The sequence below is a fragment of the Enterovibrio sp. QJM3NY_24 genome (genome assembly GCF_057786035.1).
Window position 1 is genome coordinate 383663 of sequence record NZ_CM173519.1, and the last position, 21082, is coordinate 404744.

The 21082-nt window shown below is 43.9% G+C and carries 16 protein-coding genes; 10 read left to right on the top strand and 6 right to left on the bottom strand.

The genetic code is table 11. From position 1 onward, the window contains the following. Window positions 1–40: 40 nt before the first annotated feature. From leuO to ilvN, 4 genes are all read left to right on the top strand, one after another. Complete coding sequence (gene leuO / locus AC3CIC_RS01745; RefSeq protein ID WP_488515202.1) at window positions 41–988, top strand: transcriptional regulator LeuO; 948 nt, start codon at window positions 41–43, stop codon at window positions 986–988. 319 nt (window positions 989–1307) lie between these two features. Further along, on the top strand, window positions 1308–3104 hold the full coding sequence (locus tag AC3CIC_RS01750) for an AMP-dependent synthetase/ligase (RefSeq protein WP_488515203.1): 1797 nt from the start codon (window positions 1308–1310) through the stop codon (window positions 3102–3104). Between the two features lie 538 nt (window positions 3105–3642). Next, window positions 3643–5361 carry an acetolactate synthase 3 large subunit gene (locus AC3CIC_RS01755; protein ID WP_488515204.1) on the top strand — a complete coding sequence of 573 codons (1719 nt, stop codon included), beginning with the start codon at window positions 3643–3645 and terminating at the stop codon, window positions 5359–5361. Further along, complete coding sequence (gene ilvN, locus AC3CIC_RS01760) at window positions 5361–5858, top strand: acetolactate synthase small subunit (RefSeq protein ID WP_016958995.1); 498 nt, start codon at window positions 5361–5363, stop codon at window positions 5856–5858. The genes AC3CIC_RS01755 and ilvN overlap by 1 nt, the downstream gene beginning before the upstream one ends. Window positions 5859–6042: 184 nt before the next feature. On the opposite strand, the gene pykF is transcribed toward ilvN, so the two are convergent. Continuing rightward, window positions 6043–7455: a pyruvate kinase PykF gene (gene pykF / locus AC3CIC_RS01765; RefSeq protein WP_016958994.1), complete on the bottom strand. Its 1413-nt coding sequence runs from the start codon at window positions 7453–7455 to the stop codon at window positions 6043–6045. A gap of 644 nt (window positions 7456–8099) precedes the next feature. Between pykF and AC3CIC_RS01770 the strand changes: the two genes are divergently transcribed. Beyond that, window positions 8100–9539, top strand: coding sequence for a sensor domain-containing diguanylate cyclase (locus tag AC3CIC_RS01770; protein WP_488515205.1), 1440 nt, complete (start codon window positions 8100–8102; stop codon window positions 9537–9539). Window positions 9540–9581: 42 nt separating this feature from the next. Here the strand turns inward: AC3CIC_RS01770 and AC3CIC_RS01775 are convergent, their stop codons facing one another. Further along, a complete protein-coding gene (locus AC3CIC_RS01775) occupies window positions 9582–10490 on the bottom strand; it encodes a sensor domain-containing diguanylate cyclase (RefSeq protein WP_394212272.1) in 909 nt (302 codons plus the stop codon). A 519-nt stretch (window positions 10491–11009) separates the two neighbouring features. Between AC3CIC_RS01775 and cspE the strand changes: the two genes are divergently transcribed. Together cspE and AC3CIC_RS01785 are read left to right on the top strand one after the other, a co-directional pair. Continuing rightward, a complete protein-coding gene (gene cspE, locus AC3CIC_RS01780) occupies window positions 11010–11222 on the top strand; it encodes a transcription antiterminator/RNA stability regulator CspE (protein WP_016958991.1) in 213 nt (70 codons plus the stop codon). A 242-nt stretch (window positions 11223–11464) separates the two neighbouring features. Next, window positions 11465–11674: a hypothetical protein gene (locus AC3CIC_RS01785; RefSeq protein WP_016958990.1), complete on the top strand. Its 210-nt coding sequence runs from the start codon at window positions 11465–11467 to the stop codon at window positions 11672–11674. A 127-nt stretch (window positions 11675–11801) separates the two neighbouring features. On the opposite strand, the gene AC3CIC_RS01790 is transcribed toward AC3CIC_RS01785, so the two are convergent. Both AC3CIC_RS01790 and AC3CIC_RS01795 read right to left on the bottom strand, forming a co-directional pair. Then, window positions 11802–12437 (bottom strand): 3'-5' exonuclease, encoded by a 636-nt coding sequence (locus AC3CIC_RS01790; protein WP_016958989.1) that lies wholly within the window; start codon window positions 12435–12437, stop codon window positions 11802–11804. A 158-nt stretch (window positions 12438–12595) separates the two neighbouring features. Then, a complete protein-coding gene (locus AC3CIC_RS01795; protein WP_488515206.1) occupies window positions 12596–13060 on the bottom strand; it encodes a MarR family winged helix-turn-helix transcriptional regulator in 465 nt (154 codons plus the stop codon). A gap of 83 nt (window positions 13061–13143) precedes the next feature. Between AC3CIC_RS01795 and AC3CIC_RS01800 the strand changes: the two genes are divergently transcribed. Together AC3CIC_RS01800 and AC3CIC_RS01805 are read left to right on the top strand one after the other, a co-directional pair. Continuing rightward, window positions 13144–13584 carry a twin-arginine translocation signal domain-containing protein gene (locus AC3CIC_RS01800; RefSeq protein ID WP_488515207.1) on the top strand — a complete coding sequence of 147 codons (441 nt, stop codon included), beginning with the start codon at window positions 13144–13146 and terminating at the stop codon, window positions 13582–13584. Then, complete coding sequence (locus AC3CIC_RS01805) at window positions 13581–14297, top strand: hypothetical protein (RefSeq protein WP_488515208.1); 717 nt, start codon at window positions 13581–13583, stop codon at window positions 14295–14297. Before AC3CIC_RS01800 ends, AC3CIC_RS01805 begins: the two co-directional genes overlap by 4 nt. A gap of 77 nt (window positions 14298–14374) precedes the next feature. Here the strand turns inward: AC3CIC_RS01805 and AC3CIC_RS01810 are convergent, their stop codons facing one another. After that, complete coding sequence (locus tag AC3CIC_RS01810; protein WP_488515209.1) at window positions 14375–16084, bottom strand: glycoside hydrolase family 30 protein; 1710 nt, start codon at window positions 16082–16084, stop codon at window positions 14375–14377. A gap of 555 nt (window positions 16085–16639) precedes the next feature. Between AC3CIC_RS01810 and AC3CIC_RS01815 the strand changes: the two genes are divergently transcribed. Continuing rightward, the gene (locus tag AC3CIC_RS01815) at window positions 16640–17875 is read left to right on the top strand and encodes a site-specific integrase (RefSeq protein ID WP_488515210.1); all 1236 of its coding nucleotides are present in this window, start codon (window positions 16640–16642) and stop codon (window positions 17873–17875) included. 6 nt (window positions 17876–17881) lie between these two features. On the opposite strand, the gene AC3CIC_RS01820 is transcribed toward AC3CIC_RS01815, so the two are convergent. Then, on the bottom strand, window positions 17882–20821 hold the full coding sequence (locus tag AC3CIC_RS01820) for a P-loop domain-containing protein (RefSeq protein ID WP_488515211.1): 2940 nt from the start codon (window positions 20819–20821) through the stop codon (window positions 17882–17884). Window positions 20822–21082 lie beyond the last annotated feature (261 nt).

The following is a 21082-nucleotide window of genomic DNA, read 5'->3' on the forward strand; positions in this document are numbered from 1 at the left end:
GTAACGTTGACACATTTACTCCCTTGTTCAAGGTTTAGGTATGACGCATATAGAGTCGACGAATAATTCTGAAAATCGCGCTGATACGACGCTGAGAAGTGTCGATCTTAATCTCATCACAGTGTTTGATGCGGTGATGCAAGAGCAGAACATTACTCGTGCCGCACAAAATTTAGGGATGTCGCAACCTGCAGTGAGCAACGCAGTGGCTCGCTTGAAAGTCATGTTTAATGACGAGCTGTTTGTACGTAATGGCCGTGGCATTAAACCTACCCAGCGTGCGCGCCAGTTATTTGGTCCTATTCGTCAAGCCATACAATTGATCAAGAACGAACTGCCAACGTCAGTGTTTGTTCCTGAAACGAGCAGCCGCACGTTCCGACTGGCAATTTGTAGCCCATCGGACATGCGTTTTGTTCCGCAAATCCTGAACTCTATCAGCCGCGTCGCTCCGGCCATTAATGTTCAGGTAGAAACCGAGTTTGATCGCGATATTTCTCGCAAGCTTCGTTATCAGGAAATCGACTTTGTGATTGATTACCTGCGTTTTGGCGAAACCGGTTTTTCTAGTACTGAAATGTTTAACGACGAACTGGTTGTGGTGGTCAATAAAAATCACCCACGACTGGCAGATAGCATTACAGCAAAAGCCTTGCTAAATGAAGCGCATGCAGTGCTAAAACACAACGGAGAAATGCTGAGTTATGCCGAAGGCTTCTATCGTGATGGTCGATACCGTGAAGCATACCAAGGCGTAAGTTTAAGCAATATTTTGTATGTCGTGAGCCAATCTGAATTAGTGGCGGTTGCGCCGCGCTGGATGGTGGAATCGGGTCAACATCAAACCAACCTTAAGACACTCCCACTGCCGTTAGAAAACAATCGCATTAGTGGTTATTTAAGTTGGCATGCCTCTGCTGAAAAAGACAAAGGTCACCTCTGGATGCGTGATCAACTGCTGTCGATTTGTGGTAACTCGTTGAGTTAATAGCCACATAATTATCTGTGGACGACCCGCCAAAGCCGACATTGCGTCGGCTTTTTGTTTATGTGCTTTTCCTTCGTGCATTCTTGATACGTATTGTTACAACTTCCTTATAATTTGAGAGAACAGGTGTACTCTGAAATGAACACTGTTCGTATTCATTTATGGTCGATTATTAACCGTGTTTCCGGCGCTTTTTCTTGTAATTGATGTAGGAGTCATTACACTGCAAGTCTAGTTTGAGCTTACAAGTGTTAGCTCATATTTTTGATGTTTCGCAAGGTGTGCTTGCGGGGCATAAGATGTGCTGAGAGAGAATTGAATGGCGCTGAAATTTCATATCGTTAATCGTATCCGTGAGCAGGTAAAAGCGCAGGGAGATAAAACCGCATTGCGTTTCCAAACAGCGAAAGGTTGGGGCGATATCAGCTGGCGTCAATTTGGTCAGCGCATCGACGATATATCGCGTGCAATGTTGGTATCAGGACTGGCTGTGCAGGACAAGATCGCTATTTTCGCGAACAATTGTCCAGAATGGACCATCACGGACATGGCAGCCCTGCAAATTCGTTGTGTGCCTGTGCCTATCTACCCAACCAACACGCCAGATCAGACGGCCTATATCCTAAAGGATGCGGGTGCGCGAGTGTTGTTTGTGGGTGACCAAACTCATGCAGATATCGCGATGTCGATTGCAGAGCAATGTCCGGCGCTTGAGCACATTATTAGCTTTAATGAGAACGTGGATTTTGCTGGCCACCCAATGGGGATGAGCTGGGAAGCATTCATGGCTCTTGGCAACGATAACGTTGAGCAAGAACTTCAAACGCGCATTGCAGATGCTGCGATGGATGATTTGACGACGCTGATTTATACCTCGGGCACGACAGGCGAGCCAAAAGGCGTGATGTTAGATTACGCGAACTTTGCTGCCCAGCTTGAAAGCCACGACAAAGTACTGTCTATCTCTGAAAATGAAGTGTCATTGGCCTTTTTGCCATTGTCCCACGTGTTTGAGCGTTGTTGGACGCTATTCGTGTTGCATAACGGCGCAACCAACTGCTACTTGTCGAATACCAATGCTGTTCGTGAAGCACTGCAAGAAGTACAGCCGACAGTTATGTGTGCGGTACCGCGGTTCTACGAGAAAATCTATAGCGCAGTCCACGAAAAAGTGGCAACGGCGAACCCAGTAAAAAAAGGCATGTTCCATGCCGCTGTTGCCATTGGTAATAAAATGGCAACGAGCATTCAGCAGGGCAAAAAGCCGTCAGCCTTGCTACAAGCAAGCTACCGCATGGCAGACAAACTGGTACTGAGCAAACTGCGCCAACTGCTGGGTGGTCAAATTAAGATGATGCCGTGTGGCGGCGCAAAACTTGAACCAACCATTGGTCGTTTCTTCCACGCTATTGGCATCAACGTCAAACTGGGTTATGGCATGACCGAAACCACGGCGACGGTTTCATGCTGGGACAGCGCGACGTTTGACGCGGATTCTATCGGATTGGCGATGCCTGGCGCGCAAGTGAAGATTGGCAAAAACAATGAGATTCTGGTTCGTGGTCCAATGGTCATGCGTGGCTATTTCAACAAGCCAAAAGAAACGGCCGAAACCTTTACGGAAGACGGTTATTTAAAAACTGGGGATGCGGGACATATCGATGCGGCGGGTAATCTGTTTATTACCGACCGCATCAAAGAGCTGATGAAAACCTCTGGTGGCAAATACATTGCGCCGCAAGTGATTGAAGGTAAGTTGGGTAAAGACCGCTTTATTGAGCAAATTGCCGTGGTTGCAGATGCGCGTCACTTTGTTTCTGCCTTGGTTGTACCGTGTTTTGAAACACTGGAAGGCTGGGCGAAAGAACTCAACATTAAGTATCACGATCGCATGGATCTGATTAAACACAGCGACGTGGTCGAAATGTTTGAAAAGCGGATCACCGAGCTACAAAAAGAGTTGGCGAAGTTTGAACAGGTGAAAAAATTCACTTTGTTGCCGTCAGAATTCTCGATGACAAACGGTGAATTAACACCCACGCTTAAATTGCGCCGTAAAGTCATTCTTGAGCGTTATAAAAAGCAAATCGAAGCCATGTATAAGAAGCACATGTAATTCGGATTGCATACGGCAAACAAGCATCTTGATGTTGCTTGAGTCTAAACAGCAAATAAGCCCAGCGTGAATTTCCGCTGGGCTTTGTTTTATCTGGCTTTATGACAGGGAATGTCCGTGTGTTTCATGCTGTCTTATTCATGATACGATCGCCAATTAATGGCACTTTACGGACGACTTGAGCCGGTTTTGGTTCTAACTTGCCAAAAATGGCGTTTTGCTCGTCAACAAAAGGCTGACTCTCGAACACTAAATGTTGTCAATGGGTCTTAATTCAGCGGTAGATGCTGTCAAAATAGGCTGTAACAGAGTCTTTGCTGATGAAAAGTTAATCAGATAGAGTTTTACTGGGAATTTCGGTTAACCAATAGACAGATTTGCTAACAAAGCGTTAAAGTTGCAGTGCTGTTTTGATTCTTGTTACTACCGGAATCAAAGGCATAGCTGGCATGAGAAATTGGCAAGTAAGTCGTAAATGCCGAGTCTCATCAATAGGCTACAAATAAGTCCTAATACTATGCATACATGGAGGCGTATAGTGGAAATGTTATCCGGAGCCGATATGGTCGTTCGTTCAATGATCGACCAGGGCGTAAAACATATTTTTGGTTATCCAGGCGGATCAGTGCTGGATATCTATGATGCTCTACACGAAAAAAGCGATATAGAGCACGTGCTCGTTCGTCACGAGCAAGCAGCAGTGCACATGGCTGATGGTTATGCCCGTGCAACCGGTGAAGTGGGTGTGGTGCTGGTCACCTCAGGGCCAGGTGCAACCAACGCGATTACAGGTATCGCTACCGCGTATTACGACTCTGTTCCTATGGTCGTGCTTTCCGGTCAGGTGATGAGTAACCTGATTGGTAATGACGCTTTCCAAGAATGTGACATGGTGGGGATTTCACGCCCTATCGTAAAACACAGCTATCTAGTGAAAAATGCGGAAGACATTCCGAAAATCATCAAAAAAGCCTTTTATCTCGCATCGACTGGCCGTCCGGGTCCAGTGGTTGTTGACCTGCCAAAAGATATGCTGAACCCTGCCAATAAATTTCCGTATGAATATCCGGAAAGCATGTCCATGCGTTCTTACAACCCAACGACCACGGGTCACAAAGGACAAATCAAGCGTGGCTTAAAAGCCCTGCTTGAGGCGAAAAAGCCGGTTCTTTATGTGGGTGGCGGTGCCATTATCTCTGAGTGTGGCGAGCAAATTAAAACGCTGGCAGATACGTTAAATATTCCGGTTATCAGTACACTGATGGGCTTGGGAGCTTATCCGAGTACGGGTGACAAATCGCTGGGTATGCTTGGCATGCACGGCACATACGAAGCCAACATGGCAATGCACAATTCCGATCTTATTTTCGGTATCGGTGTGCGTTTTGATGACAGGACGACCAACAACGTCGAAAAATACTGTCCGAATGCCAAGATCATGCATATCGACATCGATCCATCGAGTATTTCGAAAACGATCTCGGTGGATATCCCGATTGTTGGTTCGGCAGATGCGGTACTTAGTACCATGCTGAGACTTCTGACCGAGCAAGGCGGCACGAACGATGCTGCAGCGCTTGAGGCATGGTGGAGCAACATCAATGTGTGGCGTGATCGTAAGTGTCTGGCGTATGAAACCAAAAGTGATCGCATTAAGCCGCAACAGGCCGTTGAAGCCGTCTATAAGCTGACGAATGGTGATGCTTACGTGGCATCAGATGTTGGTCAGCACCAAATGTTTGCGGCGCTGTACTACCCGTTTGACAAGCCACGTCGCTGGATCAATTCCGGTGGTCTTGGCACCATGGGCTTTGGCCTGCCTGCAGCCATGGGCGTGAAATTCGCGCTTCCTGATGCAGAAGTGATTTGTGTCACTGGTGATGGCAGTATCCAGATGAATATCCAGGAGCTGTCGACCGCATTGCAATACGATATTCCCGTCAAGATTATCAACCTCAACAACCGCTTCCTCGGTATGGTGAAGCAGTGGCAAGACATGATTTATCAAGGTCGTCACTCACAATCGTACATGGATTCGGTGCCTGATTTCGCGGCCATTGCAGAAGCCTATGGTCATGTAGGTATTCGCATTAACGATCCGGCTGAGCTGGAAAGTGAGCTGGCGCGTGGATTGGCGATGAAAGACAAATTGGTCTTTTTCGACATCAGCGTTGATGAAACCGAGCACGTATACCCAATGCTGGTACGAGGCGGTGCGATGAATGAAATGTGGTTGAGTAAGACGGAGAGAACATAATGCGCAGTATTTTATCGGTTTTGATGGAGAACGAGCCAGGCGCATTGTCCCGTGTTGTTGGTTTGTTTTCTCAGCGCGGTTATAACATTGAATCTTTGACGGTTTCACCGACAGATGATCCAACGCTGTCTCGTCTTAACATTACCACGACGGTGGTGAGAGACTCTGAACGAGAGCAAATTGAGAAGCACCTGCATAAGCTCATTGATGTACTCAAAGTCAGCAACGTGACCGAGTCTGATCACATTGAACGTGAACTGGCGATGGTAAAAGTGAAAGCAACGGGTTTTGCACGTGCAGAAGTGAAACGCACCGCTGACATTTTCCGCGGTCAGATTGTTGATGTGACCAATTCGCTTTATACGGTTCAGCTAGCGGGTACGAGCGACAAGATTGACGCTTTTATTTCAGCAATGAAAGACGTCACTGACATCATCGAAGTCGCACGAAGTGGTGTTGTTGGTATTGCACGCGGTGAGCGAGCATTACGTCAGTAATCGCTGATAGCCAAAGCTCGATAAGCGCTGTTTAATAAGAAAAACCGAGGGTGGAAACGCCGTCGGTTTTTTTTGTGAGGAAAGTTCAAGAGTAAGAGCAAAAAGCATCTCTCATCTTGTTACTTTTCTTTATGCGTAAAAAAAGGAGCCTATCGGCTCCTTTTTCAGCTTCAGTAAACGTCTATTACAGAACGTGTACAGAAGAAGTGTTAGTCGTACCTGAAGCAACCAGTGCGCCAGAAACCATAACAACGATGTCGCCTTTCGCGCCAAGACCTGATTCTAGAGCGATTTCTTTACCTTGACGGTAAAACTCATCAGTGCTCTCGTACTGGTCAACAACCACTGGCGTAATACCTTTGCTCAAGCAAAGTTGCGCAGCAGTTTTCGCGTTAGTCGTTACTGCGATGATGTTTGCAGTTGGGAAGTACTTACGAACTGAACGTGCAGATTTACCCGCTTCAGTTGCAACAACGATCAATGGAGCACCCAGCTTCTCAGCGGTGTCTACTGCGCCTTTACATACTGCTTCAGTGATGCGTAGACGAGCGCTGTCTAGACGTGAACCTAGCTCAGCTTTCAGTACTGAATCAGTACGCTTAGCGATTTGCGCCATGATGGTTACTGCTTCAACTGGGTATTTACCTTTAGCGGTTTCACCAGAAAGCATGACTGCATCAGTACCATCCATGATGGCGTTCGCAACGTCGCCCGCTTCAGCGCGAGTTGGACGTGGGTTCTTGATCATTGAATCCAGCATTTGAGTTGCAGTGATTACAACTTTACGTGCACGGTTACATTTCTCAATCATCATCTTCTGCGCGAAGATAACTTCTTCAGCAGGGATTTCTACGCCCAAGTCACCACGAGCAACCATGATGCCGTCAGACAGTTCAAGGATCTCGTCGAAGTTATCTACACCTTCTTGGTTTTCGATCTTCGAGATGATTTGGATGCTCTCGCCGCCGTTAGCAGCAAGGATTTCGCGAATTTCTTTAACGTCAGATGCTTTACGGATGAAAGAAGCCGCAACGAAGTCAACGCCTTGCTCACAACCGAATACTAGGTCGCTCTTGTCTTTTTCAGACAATGCAGGAAGGTTAACTGAAACACCTGGCAGGTTAACGCCTTTGTTTTCGCCCAGATCGCCATTGTTCAGTACTTTACAGATAACGTCAGTTTCTGTGGTTTCCAGTACTTCCATTTCGATCAGACCATCATCAACAAGGATGATGTTGCCAGCGTTCAGGTCTTGAGAAAGACCCGTGTAAGTCACAGCAACGCGCTCTGAATTACCCACTACTGATGCGTCAGTAGTGAAAGTGAACGTTTGGCCTGCAACTAGAGCAACGTCGTTGCCGCCTTCTAGTTTGATGGTGCGGATTTCAGGACCTTTGGTATCCAGCAGGATTGCTAGCTGCTTACCAGTGTTCTTCATCACGTCGCGAAGGTTTGCGATACGCGTACCGTGTTCGTCGAAGTTACCGTGTGAGAAGTTCAGACGCATTACGTTCATGCCAGCATCAGCTAGCTTGGTCAGCATTTCTACTGATTCAGTTTTTGGTCCAATCGTACAAACGATTTTGGTCTTTTTCATGTAGGGTTCTCTCCGGTCGAGCTTTTAACCAAGGGACAATTGTTGCTGTAATCACGATTATTCACGCTCGATGTCTGTAATAAAACAACAAGCTAATACGTAGTGAGCAATAAGATTGCCCTTATGCTCTTACAGCGTTAATACAGATTCATGACACAGTAATTGTGTTGTCCAAACGGTGTTTATCGCTTGGACAACACAACTCACTCATGAAAGCGGACACAGTATACATTGTTTATGTGGCGGAAATTTGATCGCAGGCAATGGATAAAGAGTATTTCCTACCTTCATTCCATCATCCACTCAAATGATACAGGTACAGTGCCGCGCTCAAGGGCCGTAAATTTACCACATAAAATGAGGTAGATCACTAACTGGCAACGATTCAGTAAAGAGCCGTAAACCTTGAGGATTGAAGAGATGAATGCGGTGAAGAATGGGCATTTAGCGCGTTATTCTCCCAGTATTTACATGAAACTTAACTACATTATTCTTGTTGATATTCGGTTTTCTCATAAAGTTTCACACAAAAACCGAGACACTTCTCGTTATCGCCATTCAAAGGATAATCAGGGTAGGGGGACTCGCTTAAACTTTGCGACAATGTTATCAAATTATTCGCCAGGCTGGCACGTTTCAAGGGAATGCATTTGTATCATCAATTGGTTACGCTGGCTTTAACCGCTGCCATAGTTTTATGGACGTCGGCCAGTGTTGCGATGCCTACGGTTAGCGAAAATATCCTAACCGTGACCAATTCACACAGTTGGAAACCATTTGCATTTGTAGAAGATGGTGAGCCTAAAGGGTTGCTCGTGGACTATTGGCGTCTTTACGGAGACGTGAATCAGGTGCCCGTGGAATTTATACTTTCTGATTGGAATGACTCCTTAGAACATGTCGCTCAAGGGGGAAGGAAAGTGCATGCGGGGTTACTGTATTCATCATCTCGCGATCATTTTCTGGATTACACGCTACCACTTTTCGAAATATCGGCTTCCCTTTATATCGTTAACGACAGTGAGCAACTGAAAACGCCAAATATTCTGCCTGAAATGGAAATCGGTGTGGTGCGAGGTGGATACGAAGAAGAGTACCTAAAGTCGCGATATCCGTTGGTCAAGTTGGTGGGCTTTGATAACAACGCCAAACTAATAGAGGCAGGACTCAACGGCCAAGTAAATCGTATGTTGCTCGATACTCAAGTCGCGACCTACTACTTATCACAACGGACTGATCCTTATCAGTTTATACCTATTGATATCCTCTATACCAAGATGATTTACGCCGCGGTGCCAGAAGGCAATGAAGCGTTGCGAGACGAAATCATCGCGGGAATGAAGAATATCCCACAGACAGAAATTACGCGCATTGAGCAGAAATGGCTGAACACGAGCCATGTGTTTACGGTGCCTAGATGGGTTTGGCCTTTAGGGTTAGTTTTGATCGCTTTGGTGACATTTAGTTATATTGTCCTGCTTCGTCAAACGGTTCAGCGAAAAACACGCGACCTGAAGGCACTCAACAAAAAGTTGGAAGCGTATGCATTCACTGACTCACTGACCGGGCTGTTGAATCGTCGTGGGCTTGAAAAAATGTTTGAAGGCCGAAAAGTAAAGGCATTGATGAAAAGCCGACAATTGGCGGTGTTAATGATAGATGTTGACTATTTTAAGAGAATTAACGACAACTTCGGTCACAGAAAAGGTGACGAAGTGCTGATTAGCCTAGGTAAAGCATTTGAGTCCACACTGAAAGAAGGCATCGCGTTATCGCGTTTAGGCGGCGAAGAATTCTGCTTATTATTGGAGGTCAAAAACCGGCATCATCTCGACGCAGTCACCGAATACATTCGTTGTCGTCTTGTCCCTAGCGCTTCGCAACGCGAGTTGGGGTTGAAGGTGAATGCATCGATAGGTGCTGTATTGGTTGATACAAAACGAGGACATTTATCGCTGGATTCACTGATCCACCAAGCGGATAAATTGATGTATTTGGCAAAGGCAGCAGGGCGAAATAGTGTGAAAACGAAATCGCTGTCGAGTGAGGGAAAGCAGCACCATGCATTCGGTGTATTGAGTTAACGCGCCGAGTGATTGCTGTGTGTTAGCTCACCAATGTGTAAATCAGTCAGGTAAGCAAGGTGTTGGCGCTGAATCCTCTGCGTCATTGTTGATGACCTGGTTACGCCCAGACTCCTTCGCAATATAGAGAGACTTATCTGCGCGTAAACTGGCAGAAATAAACCCTTCCGCATCGCTGATTTCAGTGGCACCGATGGAAACGGTGACATTTATAGCCAGTGGCTGCTTATTTAAATGACTGACACGGACAGTTAAATCTTCAATTCGACCGCGTAACATTTCGAGGCGTGCGCAAACGTCTTGCCTATCATCAGCCCAAATAAGTAGCGCAAACTCCTCACCACCTAAACGAAATGCACACTCTTCTGGTTCGGTGAACTCCTCGATAATTCGTGCGAGTTGCTTCAAGACAAGATCGCCAACGGGGTGACCAAAGCTATCATTGATACGTTTAAAGTGATCAATATCGACCATCGCCAGGTATTGGCGGCGCTGAGGCGTGGCATTGCGTTCATTGAACAAATCGAGCAAGTAACGACGATTATAAAGGTTCGTGAGATCATCCCGATTGGCCATGTCTCTTAATGTGCGTTCGCGGAATACCTGATCGGTTACCACACTCACGAAGGTGCACATTGCTTTTTCACCGAACCAATCAATTACTTTATCTGTGATCTCCGCAATCATCGGATTGCCTTTCAAATCAGTGTGATTGATGACTTCGGGTGGGGTCGGCGTGCCTGTTTCAATGGCATGCTTGTAGCGACGCTGTGCCTCAGGCCAGTGTTCATCTTCAAATAACACTCGAATACTTTCTAGATTCAGCACCTCTTGGGCGTTCGACATGCCACTAAATTTCGCAAACGCATTGTTCGCGTACTTAGGTACGAAATCGATGTGGATCACGCAAGGGTTAGGATGAATATCTAAAATGTCTTTGAAATCTGGCATCGCATGGGCAAGGTATTAGTCAAAAGAGTGTGAAACTTATCATTTATCCATGTGTAAACTGCGATGTGTTTCAAGAAGTTGGGATTATTGTCATGTTTTTCTCGATGTCGAGATGAATGTGTTGCATATCTACAGATGTAACGGCTGATTATATAGTGAATCGAATTGATAATGAGACAATGAAGTTGTCGGGTGAATGCTAGCGACCGTTCGTGATAGATGTAAAAGCCCTTTATAACGATGTGGAAACCCTATCATCATTGCTTAGGCGGCTTGTTGAAGGGGGGGGGGAACGTGATTGAAAATAAATCTCGCTATTTTTAAATTGCACGGTATAGTGATGGCTGGCTCTTAGAAAAGAGTTGTTAATGCTACATTTAGTATAAGTTTCTTCTCAGCTACTTCTCGATACCCTTCGTTTAATATTCTGCGTCAAATTTGTCTTCATCGAACATTCAATAGCTTTCATTATCAGCCTTCATTAAATAATTCATACATATATAAAAAATAGAGGTCACTATGTCTGCTAAAACGACTGGTACAGTAAAATGGTTCAACGAAGCGAAAGGTTTTGGTTTTCTTACTCAGGATAATGGCGGAAAGGACGTATTCGTTCATTTCAATGCAATTGTTTCTGATGGCTTTAAAACCCTAGCCGAAGGTCAAAAAGTTAGCTTTAACGTAGAAGATGGTCCTAAAGGCCTGCAAGCTAGTGAAGTAGCAGCGCTATAATTTAGCGATGCATAATGGCGCACTGTGACAACGAATATTGATCATGTTGCGTCATTAGACCTTTCAGTTATCCCCGAATAACCCAATAAAATCATTTTCTAAACGCGTCACATACTCTCAGTATGTGCTGAAGCGAGCCTGTAGAAAATAATAAGGAATATTATGTCCCGTAGAACAACACGCCAACGACACTGGTACCAATTGTCACGTGAAAAAAAACAATTAATAACAACGAGTGAATAATGCTAAAAATTGATTTCCATTTAGAACAAGAAAACGCATCTTGGAACGCAGAAATACATCAGCTAAACAGTGACGTTTTAAAAAGGCACATATTGCCAAAGATAACATCGACTAATCGTAATATTGATTTCGAATACTGTGACAAAACATGTTCAGGAAAAATCATTGAGCCGAGTGGCAATGTTGTCGGTGATTTTACCGTACATTAATGCTTTAAGCATTTCAGCGATAACCGCGTAATAAACGCCCCGCTAAAAACGCATAGAGAGCGAGACTTATACAGAAATTCGATCTTGTCGTCAGACTGACACCCATCGATAATCACCAAGTATCGCTCTAACTTCCCCGTACTTTTCGAAACACACCGTCAAGCGCCTGTTTACTCGTCTTACTGATCGTCTGCATCAACCTAAACTCAGGGTTGCGAATGTGCTGCTGATCCAACTCGTCGAGCATAAGCATCCATAGCTTTGCGGTCATTTGAGCATCCGCTAATGCGCGGTGAAAGACGCCATCATGATCAATACGTTTAAACCGAACCAGCTCGCCAAGTTTATGACTGGGCGCATCCTGAATAAGACGCCGTGCAATCAGCATCGAACAGGCGAACTGGCCGGAATAGCCGACATTAAGCGGCTCTAGCTCTGCATCCAAAAAGCGTTTATCGAATGACGCGTTGTGTGCAACAAGATTACTTCCCGCAATAAACTCCCCAAACTGTGCCATGACTTCAGCGCAAGGCTGTGCCGTACGCAGCATGTTATTGGTGATGCCGGTATACCCTTCAATAAAGCTACTGACCCGAAAGCCTGGGTTCATGAGCGCCTGAAACGTATCAACAACTTCACCGTCAACCAACTTCACCGCACCAATCTCGATCGCTCTGTCGCCCATATTGGGTGATAAGCCAGTGGTCTCGAAATCGAGCACGATAACGCTGTGCGCGGGTGTATGTGCAAGTGTTGATGACATGAAAATGACCTTGTTAATACATGAAAGGAAAACAGTGGGAGTATATACCCAAGCAAGCTCAAGATGCTTGTTCAGCGAGAATTTTTTGGCGGCCAAGTGCAGCACTGTTTTGAAAGTACTCTCACGCTACGTTAAGAATCGCGTTGTCGCAGTGAGCATTATGATGCGTCTCTGTTATTGTCCAGCCACGCTTTTAGTTTATCTGTGTGTTGAAGCATTTGGCGCATTTCATCGTTTTCCCACTGGTCAAAACATTGATTAATCACGGGAAGAAAACTGGCGAAAGCAGATTGCACACGAGCAAGACCATCCGCATTGATTTTGATCCACTTCTTCCTGCCGTCCGCATCATCTTTTCGAATATCAACGAGCCCTTGCTCTGCGAGCTTATTGACGACTTTGGTTAGCCCTGGCTGGTTCATTTGCATCACCTGAGTAAGCTGACTAATGGTCTGCTCTCGCTCTGGCTGGTGCGAAAAGTGATTCAGTAAATTGAACTGTGATTGGTTTAACCCGCAAGGCTCAAGAGCCTTACTCAGCCACGCATCGGAAAGTTGATTTATGATCCCTAATGAAATCATTATCTTAAAGGATAACCCCTGCTTTTCTGTCAACATATGCATCAAACCTCTTGATAAATATTCCATGGAATGTATATTTATTCCATGGAATGTAGTTTAACAGAGCATAAAAAAAGGGGATAGCGGTGAATAGACGGAAATTCATTAAAGTGATGGGGGCAGGGGCAGTTGTTCTAGCAGCAGGACCTGTTGTTGTAAGCCAAGTGTCGGGTGCAACGTCTACATCATTTAGACCCACTCATACCTATTCAGATATTCGGAAAACCCTGATCAGCTATGCGATGTTATGTCCTAATCCACACAACATTCAGCCATGGAAAGTTGCCTTTGAAGGTAAGAACACGATATTACTTTTCGTCGATAGCGACAGGCTTCTCCCTGAAACTGATCCTATTCATCGTCAAATTCACATTGGCCAGGCACATTTATTGAAAGCCTCGCCATTGCCGCCAGCCATTTTGGTATTCGAGCGAACGTTCAATATTTTCCTCTTGGTGAATACAGCAACGAAGAACTCGAAAACAAACCCGTTGCGGCAATCACACTTCAACTCGATGAAAGCGTGACGCCAGATCCGCTGTTCCCATACTTGATCACACGGCAATCGACCAAGACCGAATACACCAATGAAATGTTGAATGATGTAGAGCTGAACAAGATAGTCAACATCGCGACAGATGGAGATTACCGTATCGAATTGGTGCAAGACGACAACGCTAAAGATGCAATGCGCGGTTTCTTAAATCAAGCCATGTTCATTGAAGAGCAGAACGCAGACAGAAGCATGGAGACGATTGGCATGTTCCGTTTCAATGATAAAGAATACGCCCAATATCGAGATGGTTTTGGGCTTCCACAAAGTGGCGTGACAGGCGTAAAACGTTGGATGGCAGAAACATTTTTTGTCACCAGAAGCGCCGCGGAGAGCGATCCGGCCAGCTTTGGTAAAGAAGGTATCAAGTTAACGGAAGCCGTTACCAACAGCACACACCACTTCGCACTGCTCGTTAGCAAAAACAATACGCGTAAAACGCAGGTCGAAGTCGGACGCTTATACAATCGCATTAACCTGCTGACAGCAGCGATGGGGATTGCCCAACACCCGATGAGCCAAATTTTGCAAGAATACAAAGACATGCTGCCATTGCAGGTGGAATTTAAGCAGTATTTTGGTGTGCCCGAAGCGGAAACGGTGCAGATGGTATTCAGGCTTGGCAAAGCGAAACAAAACACGGAATCGCCGAGGCGAGAAGTTAACGATCTGATCATCAATGCCTAATTAAGGCATGATGTATTGCTTTTAAATCCCATCAAGCATTTTATTACTAATGCTTGATGGGACAGTTCGGCGTCTACTTACAGTTGCACGCGAACGGTTTGCAGGGAATTGGCTGGGATATTGATTTGCGCGTTCTGCGCACCAATGACCAAATCAAACTCGATGGGCTGCTTGGTGGTATTCAGCAATTGCACACTTAGCAGGTTATCGCTGTTAATCGTCGCACTCGCATGCAAGGCATCATGCTCTAGGCCGTCCAAAAACTTATCGGCCTGTACGGCTTTATCGCCAGGGCGAATCGTTCGGCTAAATTGCGCCAGTACGTCATAAATCGGCGTGTAGTAAACATAATCATTTTCTACGTCGATCATGATTGGCGCACCGCAGAAGTTACCCGCGTGATTCGGGCCACCATTGTGATCAAGCACCGCATTCCAATCTATCCAACCGTCCATCCAGTGGTTAAGACTGACAATGATATTTCTCGCATAGCGATGAACTGGCGTATAGATAGGGTGGTTCTCTGGGTTCGGTGCCCACGTTGCCGTATATGCCCAATCGGTCGCGTTTTCATTCCACCAGAATTCATCATTATCTAACCAGCCAGATTCCTGAAACTTCTCTGGATCTAAAATGCCCTTTGGCGCGGGTTTGCCAAGATCATCGATGGTGCCTTCCGTGTGGATAATAGAAAAGCCCGGGTATTTGCTATGAACACGCTCTAACGCACCTTCATAAACATCCACTGTGCTTGAATACCAGTGAACCGCAGAACCGTAAACAAAAGGCGCGGTTTCAGGATCACCCAAGATAACGTCAGCCCAATGCTCTAAGTGATCGCGGTTTTGATCGTAAATCAAAACGCGAGTATCAGCAAAAGCGCTTTCTTTTAACTTCGGACCAAGGAACTCTTTAATGAAAGTATTCTGGGTTTCCGCGGTGAAGTGCATACTTTCCCAGTTGCCGCTGTTACCGTGGGGTTCATTCACCGGTGTTAAGCCCCAGATATCAACCCCTGCTTCTTTATAATGCTCAAGGTACTTCAACAGATAATCGGCGTAGGTTGACACATATTCCGGCTTTAGCGAGCCGCCTGTGCCTTGCCAGTCGTTCTCTTTCGATCCCGGAATAAACCATGTCTCGATGTCTTTCATCCATGGCGGCGCAGTCCATGCGGAAGCAATGATGCTTAATGTGCTGTCATCTTGTTTTGCTTTGATGGCCATAGCCTCGTGGATCATAGGCAGTACATCAAACGACTCATCTTGAATACCGGGATACTTCGCCTTAGAAAAACCATCGCCGTCCGGCGCGATAGTGAAGTGCTTTAGCTCGCTATCACCTTCAACTTCCGCATATCCAAGCTTTCCTTCCACTGAAAAATCCGTCGAACCGATAGGGGTTCGAGTCAAAGAAAAGTTAGCGCCGGTGTCAGCGTAAAGTTTTTCCATCACTTCCTGTCGTTTATCGACAGGAAGGTGAGCCAGAACAAAAGCTGAAGACTCAGTGAACGACGTGCCAATACCTGAAATGGTCTGCTTAATAACATCAGGTTGGATCACGATCTGCGTGCCGTTCGCAGTCTCTGTGGTAAAGGCTTGGTTCGCCATCAACGACATCTTGTCACCAGCTTCGCTGGTAAGCAGGATTTCAGTCGTAGAGGATAATCCGAAATGTTTACTGTTGTTCTGAATCAATGGTTTGTCCTTGTCATATTCAGATGTGCAGGAAAACATCATCGCTGAGGACAATGCGATAAAAACTGCAGAGAGCGTTCTCACTTCCATGTCGTTACTCCGTGTTCCGTAAAAGTGCCTACTCAGAATTTCAGTAATTATAAAAGAGAAACCTTACCTACTAGCGAGCCAATGAAAGCGCTTTCTTTTTGATTGGCAAGGCTGGCTCTCAACACTAAATTCAACCCATACATATACCTTGTTCACTCCAATTTGTAACTAATACCGCCGATGAACTCTTTCTGTTTTCTTGGATTCAATACAAGTGGACGTTGGAGATGTGGCGCTGACAGTAGTGAGCCATGGAAGAAGTGATGAGAGACGCCATTTATAGAAAAGACAGGTCAGTTGTCGCTTTTGTTTAGATGCCGCTATCAGAATATAGGGTACATTTTTGAATTAAAGACCATGCGATTATGAGACGGTTTTAGGGGTGTATTAGCATGTACCGCAATGAACAAGAAAGTACAAAATAACCGTTTAATATCAATAAATTGAAAGAAAGTCAGTGTATCTAGTTGTTCACTGGAATTCATGGGAATATGATGAATCTGCTACATATGTGCTACACAGAGCGAGCGGCCAAGTGCAAGGAAGCAGATTAATATGCCCATAAAAAAGAAGATCACCACGACCAGTATCAAGCAATTCAAAGTCGAAGATAAGCGGATCAATGATACCGAAATTCTCGGCTTTCATGCGCGGATTTCTTCAACGGGTCGTATCTTCTATTACCTGTTTTATCGCTTCGAGGGGAAGCAGGTCAATTATAAATTGGGGAACGCGAACGACATCACTCCAACACAAGCGCGAGACCTCGCCAAAGCGAAAGTGGGTGAAGTGGCACAAGGTAACGACGTTCAAGACATTAAGAAGAAAGTGCGCCAAGAAGCCCAACGCCGAAAACACATCAAATTGCCGACCTACCTTGATGAACGCTATTTGCCGTTTCTGCTGACAAGAAACCCCAAAACCGCGCATCGCATCATTAAACACCTAAAAAGCCACTTTGCTTTCTTGATGGACAAAGAACTCGATCAAATCACTGCGTGGGAGATTGAGAAGTGGCGAAGCGAACGCCGCCAAAAGGGAAAAGCCGCCGCCACGATTAACGATTCCGTGAACACACTCAAGGGCGCGTTATCGCGCGCGGTGGAGTGGGGGCTGATTGATTCCCACGAACTGAGCAAAGTAAAAACCATCAAAGCCGACAATACCCGCGTTCGTTACCTCAACGACAACGAAGAAAAGCGGTTACGCCATGCCATTAAAGAGCGAGATTGGAATATCCGCCTTGCTCGCCGTTCTGCCAATGCACACAGAGAAACCCGCAACTATGAAAAGTACCCAAGCTTGGATGATGTCACGTTCGTCGATTACGTTGAGCCGTTAATCCTGCTTGCCATGAACACAGGTTTTCGCCGTGGTGAAATGCTAAGCCTTGAATGGTCAGACATATCGTTTAGTGAAAGGTATGTGCAAGTACGCGGCGGCAATGCCAAATCAAAGAAGGGGAGAATTGTTCCGCTGAACAACGAAGCTTACAACGCGCTAACAAGCTGGCGAGAGCAAAACCAAACATCGCGGTATGTGTTTGAAGGGAAAAATGGCGTACCACTGAAAGAAGTGAAAAAGCCATGGGCGACGGTGTTGGATTTGGCGCAGATTCAAGGCTTCAACTTTCACGACCTCCGCCACCACTTCGCGAGTAAGTTGGTAATGGCGGGGGTAGATTTGAACACGGTACGTGAACTGCTAGGCCATGCTGACCTTAAGATGACGCTAAGGTATGCACACTTAGCGCCAGAGCATAAGGCGGCGGCCGTTAGCTTAATTGGATAATTGTATTTAAATTAGCTCATCAGCCAACAATTGAAGTTCGGCTGATGGTGTGTCTTGCTCTATATACTCAATAACACTTTTGTACTTGTTGTCAATTTTGTATTGCTTCATGGTTGGTTTTTTAGGGTCTTTATAATTTATAATTACACCCTTATTAATAAGCATTGGAAGGAAGTTAACCACTGATAGTTTTTTTCTAACCTCCTCTTGTTTTCTTGGGTAAAAGTTTCCGCGCTGATAAAATAACTTAAACACTTTAATTAGTTCATGTAGAACGTATTCTCTTGAGTCTTTTTTCTCTTCTTTTTTCTCGGTCAAAAGATGTTGTATTAAAGATAAGTCACAATTACTCGAGAACATGTTATTTGGTATAGAGTAATTCACTCCAGCTCTAGGGTCTATGTCCTTAAAGAAAGAGTTATAAAATTTAGTATTCTCGTCTATTCGACACTCCCAGAAATATTCATAGTTGTAGAAGTAGCAGTTGTCGAGGTCTTTTGCTTTGAAATCAAATGTTGGTTTGTTTGTTCGTATGCCAAAAATATCCACTAAACAAAGACCGTCAATTTTACCGTTGTTTTCAAATAATTTCTCTATCAGATCTGTTCTAGTGCCAACATTAGATTGGGTTGAACAACTTTTCTCAAGGGATATTAATAATAAGGAAACAATTGAGGATATTAAAGTCTCTCGATTTACATTGTTGATATTCTGTGTCTTTTCAATTATATCGATGCAAAACAATATAAGTTCATCATCTATGTTGATTTTTTTTGCTATTGAATCTGTGAAGCTGCTATCATATTTTACGTATCCACTTATAATTCTCGCTAGTTCTTCATTTAAGGTGGTAATGTCCTTTCTATTGAAGAAATCAAAAACCATCAATGATTTGAAATAAGTGTCAAAAACATCATATCTAAAGTAAATATTTTTATTTTCGTATTGAATTAAAGGGTGCCCTTTTATCTTCTCTATCAGAGTGTCATCCACATTAGATGTTATTTTCCTTAATTCATCTTTAATATCATAGATACTTATTCCATTATTCTTACTTGATGACATTCTAATGAAGAGCTTAATTTGCTCATCAACACCAAGGCTTTCTAGTTTCTTAATCTCTCGTTTGCATATTTGACCAACTAACTGATCTGTATGGACATCTGGCATCAGGTAGCGACTATCAAAGCTGTTGTGATTAGCTACATTTGTACCATTTGTTATTATTATGTACCCAATCATATCAAGCAGAAATGGTATATATGTCTTTCCTGTTTCTATTTTCCCATTTTCTATTGGTTCGATAGCTAATGCATCAGCCATTTCCATAGCTTTTTCTAATTTTCGTTCATCGTTTAGTTTCTGCTTAAAAAAGTCTTTTGTTAGCTCTTCATTGAATGCTTTTAATTTTATTTCGGGGAGAAGTACTTTTTTTCCTACCTCACTCCAGAAGTGGTCTCGACATGTTATTAATACTTTGGTTTTGTGTAGTCCTGAGGAATACTCATCAAAAATAGACTTTATGAATGTCTCAACATCAAATTTCTCACCAAGCTTTGCTATTACTTCATCAATACCATCAAGTACAACAATTAGACTTCCGTTATCTATTGAGAGTTTTAGCAGCTCTTTATCGAATCTTGAATCCTCAGTGTTATCAGTGTTCATTTGTGCGATATAAAAATCAAAAACATCATTTACCTTATTGTCTTTTGAGAAGTTTCTAGATAAATCACTGATGATTTCTTTTGAATCTATAAATAGCACTCCAGGTTCATCTGTAATAGTGCTAACATGGTCTAAGAACTGTTTTGCTAAAGTTGTTTTACCTATACCACCATGACCACTAACTACAAAGATGGGTTCGTTTTCGGTGGTGAACCAAGTATTTAATCGGTTTAACGCTTGTAAGTCCTTTTCATCTTCCCCATCATATAGCCCATCGACATATACAGGAAGATTAAACTTTTCATACGGAGGGATACAATCTTTATAAAGATGTTGATATCCAAACTCATCAATAAAGAAAACAAAGTCTGTATTAAATAGCTTCGAAATATTGGCTTTTCTTCTGGCCGAGTCTGTTGATTTTGGTCTATCGATTAATACAATAGATTCGGCCATATTTGATATTATTTCTCTTTGTTTTATTTCGCCAAAGGTTTTACTTTGATTAGCACTCTCGTGAATGTATATGAATTCTTTTCTTCCGTTGAACCCATCTACTAGTCTATATACCTCGTATACAATCCCTTCTTTCCAGTTTTTAACTCTGACGGGGTAGCTGTTATCTAGGGAATAGCTGGAGTTTTTGTCAATGTATATTTGAACGGTTTTATCTATTGACCTTTCTGGCTTTAATTCGATGTCTGCTGTTTTTTCTTGATTGAATTTTTGTTTTGTCTCTCTATATTTTTCTAACTCAAGTTTTATATTTTCAATTTCATCAGGCGTTGCAGTTCTTACCTCATCTTGTTTTTGGCCTTTTCTAACCAAAACAGCACCCTCATCTAAGTGTCTAGTTTTTGTTTTTATCTCATTCTTTAGCTCGATTAGATATGATGGGCTTGGGATTTCAAAAACAAATAGTGTCTTTTCATCTTTATTTACTGTATGTATATTGAAGTCAATAAATGATGGCCTAGTGCACTTCTCTAGCCTTTGAGTTAAATCTTTTTTAAATTTTGTGATGTTTTTTAATTGTTTTATGTTATCAAAATTGACGGAGTATATTTCTTTCTCTTCTTCACAGAAGCCAAAAATAAGATGGCGTGTTTTCCCAGTGTGACCGAGGTAACCATTGGAAAGTGATATTAGGTCTTTAATTAATTCTCCCCACATAGATGACATTTCGTCTCGTGGCGTTTGATTATCCCAGTACCATTGACGTTTGAATTCTAGGGTTGGGGACTCATCCATTTCTAAAAGTAAATCAATGTTATCCAATGCTTTTGGCTCCAATATATACTGTTTTTTTGATTTGATTAACAGTGAAATGTTTACTCATGAGGGAAACGTATATGGCAGTGATATCTAGTTTTCTAACCCATGTGTTCTAGGCTTGAATATAACATGATGTTTGCTTTTCCATACATTTTTATGTGGCTTTCTGGTGTCTTATCTGTTCAATAGCATGGCGTTGTGAGGTTGAAGATTGAGGTAAAGCTGTAGTGGTCAACTCATTCCGGACAGTAAATTAGGCTGATT

Excerpts from the sequence above, each read along its gene's own strand:
- leuO (WP_488515202.1), top strand. The coding sequence starts at position 41 with ATGACGCATATAGAGTCGACGAATAATTCTGAAAATCGCGCTGATACG.
- AC3CIC_RS01750 (WP_488515203.1), top strand. The coding sequence starts at position 1,308 with ATGGCGCTGAAATTTCATATCGTTAATCGTATCCGTGAGCAGGTAAAA.
- ilvN (WP_016958995.1), top strand. The coding sequence starts at position 5,361 with ATGCGCAGTATTTTATCGGTTTTGATGGAGAACGAGCCAGGCGCATTG.
- pykF (WP_016958994.1), bottom strand. The coding sequence starts at position 7,455 with ATGAAAAAGACCAAAATCGTTTGTACGATTGGACCAAAAACTGAATCA.
- AC3CIC_RS01770 (WP_488515205.1), top strand. The coding sequence starts at position 8,100 with ATGCATTTGTATCATCAATTGGTTACGCTGGCTTTAACCGCTGCCATA.
- AC3CIC_RS01775 (WP_394212272.1), bottom strand. The coding sequence starts at position 10,490 with ATGCCAGATTTCAAAGACATTTTAGATATTCATCCTAACCCTTGCGTG.
- cspE (WP_016958991.1), top strand. The coding sequence starts at position 11,010 with ATGTCTGCTAAAACGACTGGTACAGTAAAATGGTTCAACGAAGCGAAA.
- AC3CIC_RS01785 (WP_016958990.1), top strand. The coding sequence starts at position 11,465 with ATGCTAAAAATTGATTTCCATTTAGAACAAGAAAACGCATCTTGGAAC.
- AC3CIC_RS01790 (WP_016958989.1), bottom strand. The coding sequence starts at position 12,437 with ATGTCATCAACACTTGCACATACACCCGCGCACAGCGTTATCGTGCTC.
- AC3CIC_RS01795 (WP_488515206.1), bottom strand. The coding sequence starts at position 13,060 with ATGCATATGTTGACAGAAAAGCAGGGGTTATCCTTTAAGATAATGATT.
- AC3CIC_RS01810 (WP_488515209.1), bottom strand. The coding sequence starts at position 16,084 with ATGGAAGTGAGAACGCTCTCTGCAGTTTTTATCGCATTGTCCTCAGCG.
- AC3CIC_RS01815 (WP_488515210.1), top strand. The coding sequence starts at position 16,640 with ATGCCCATAAAAAAGAAGATCACCACGACCAGTATCAAGCAATTCAAA.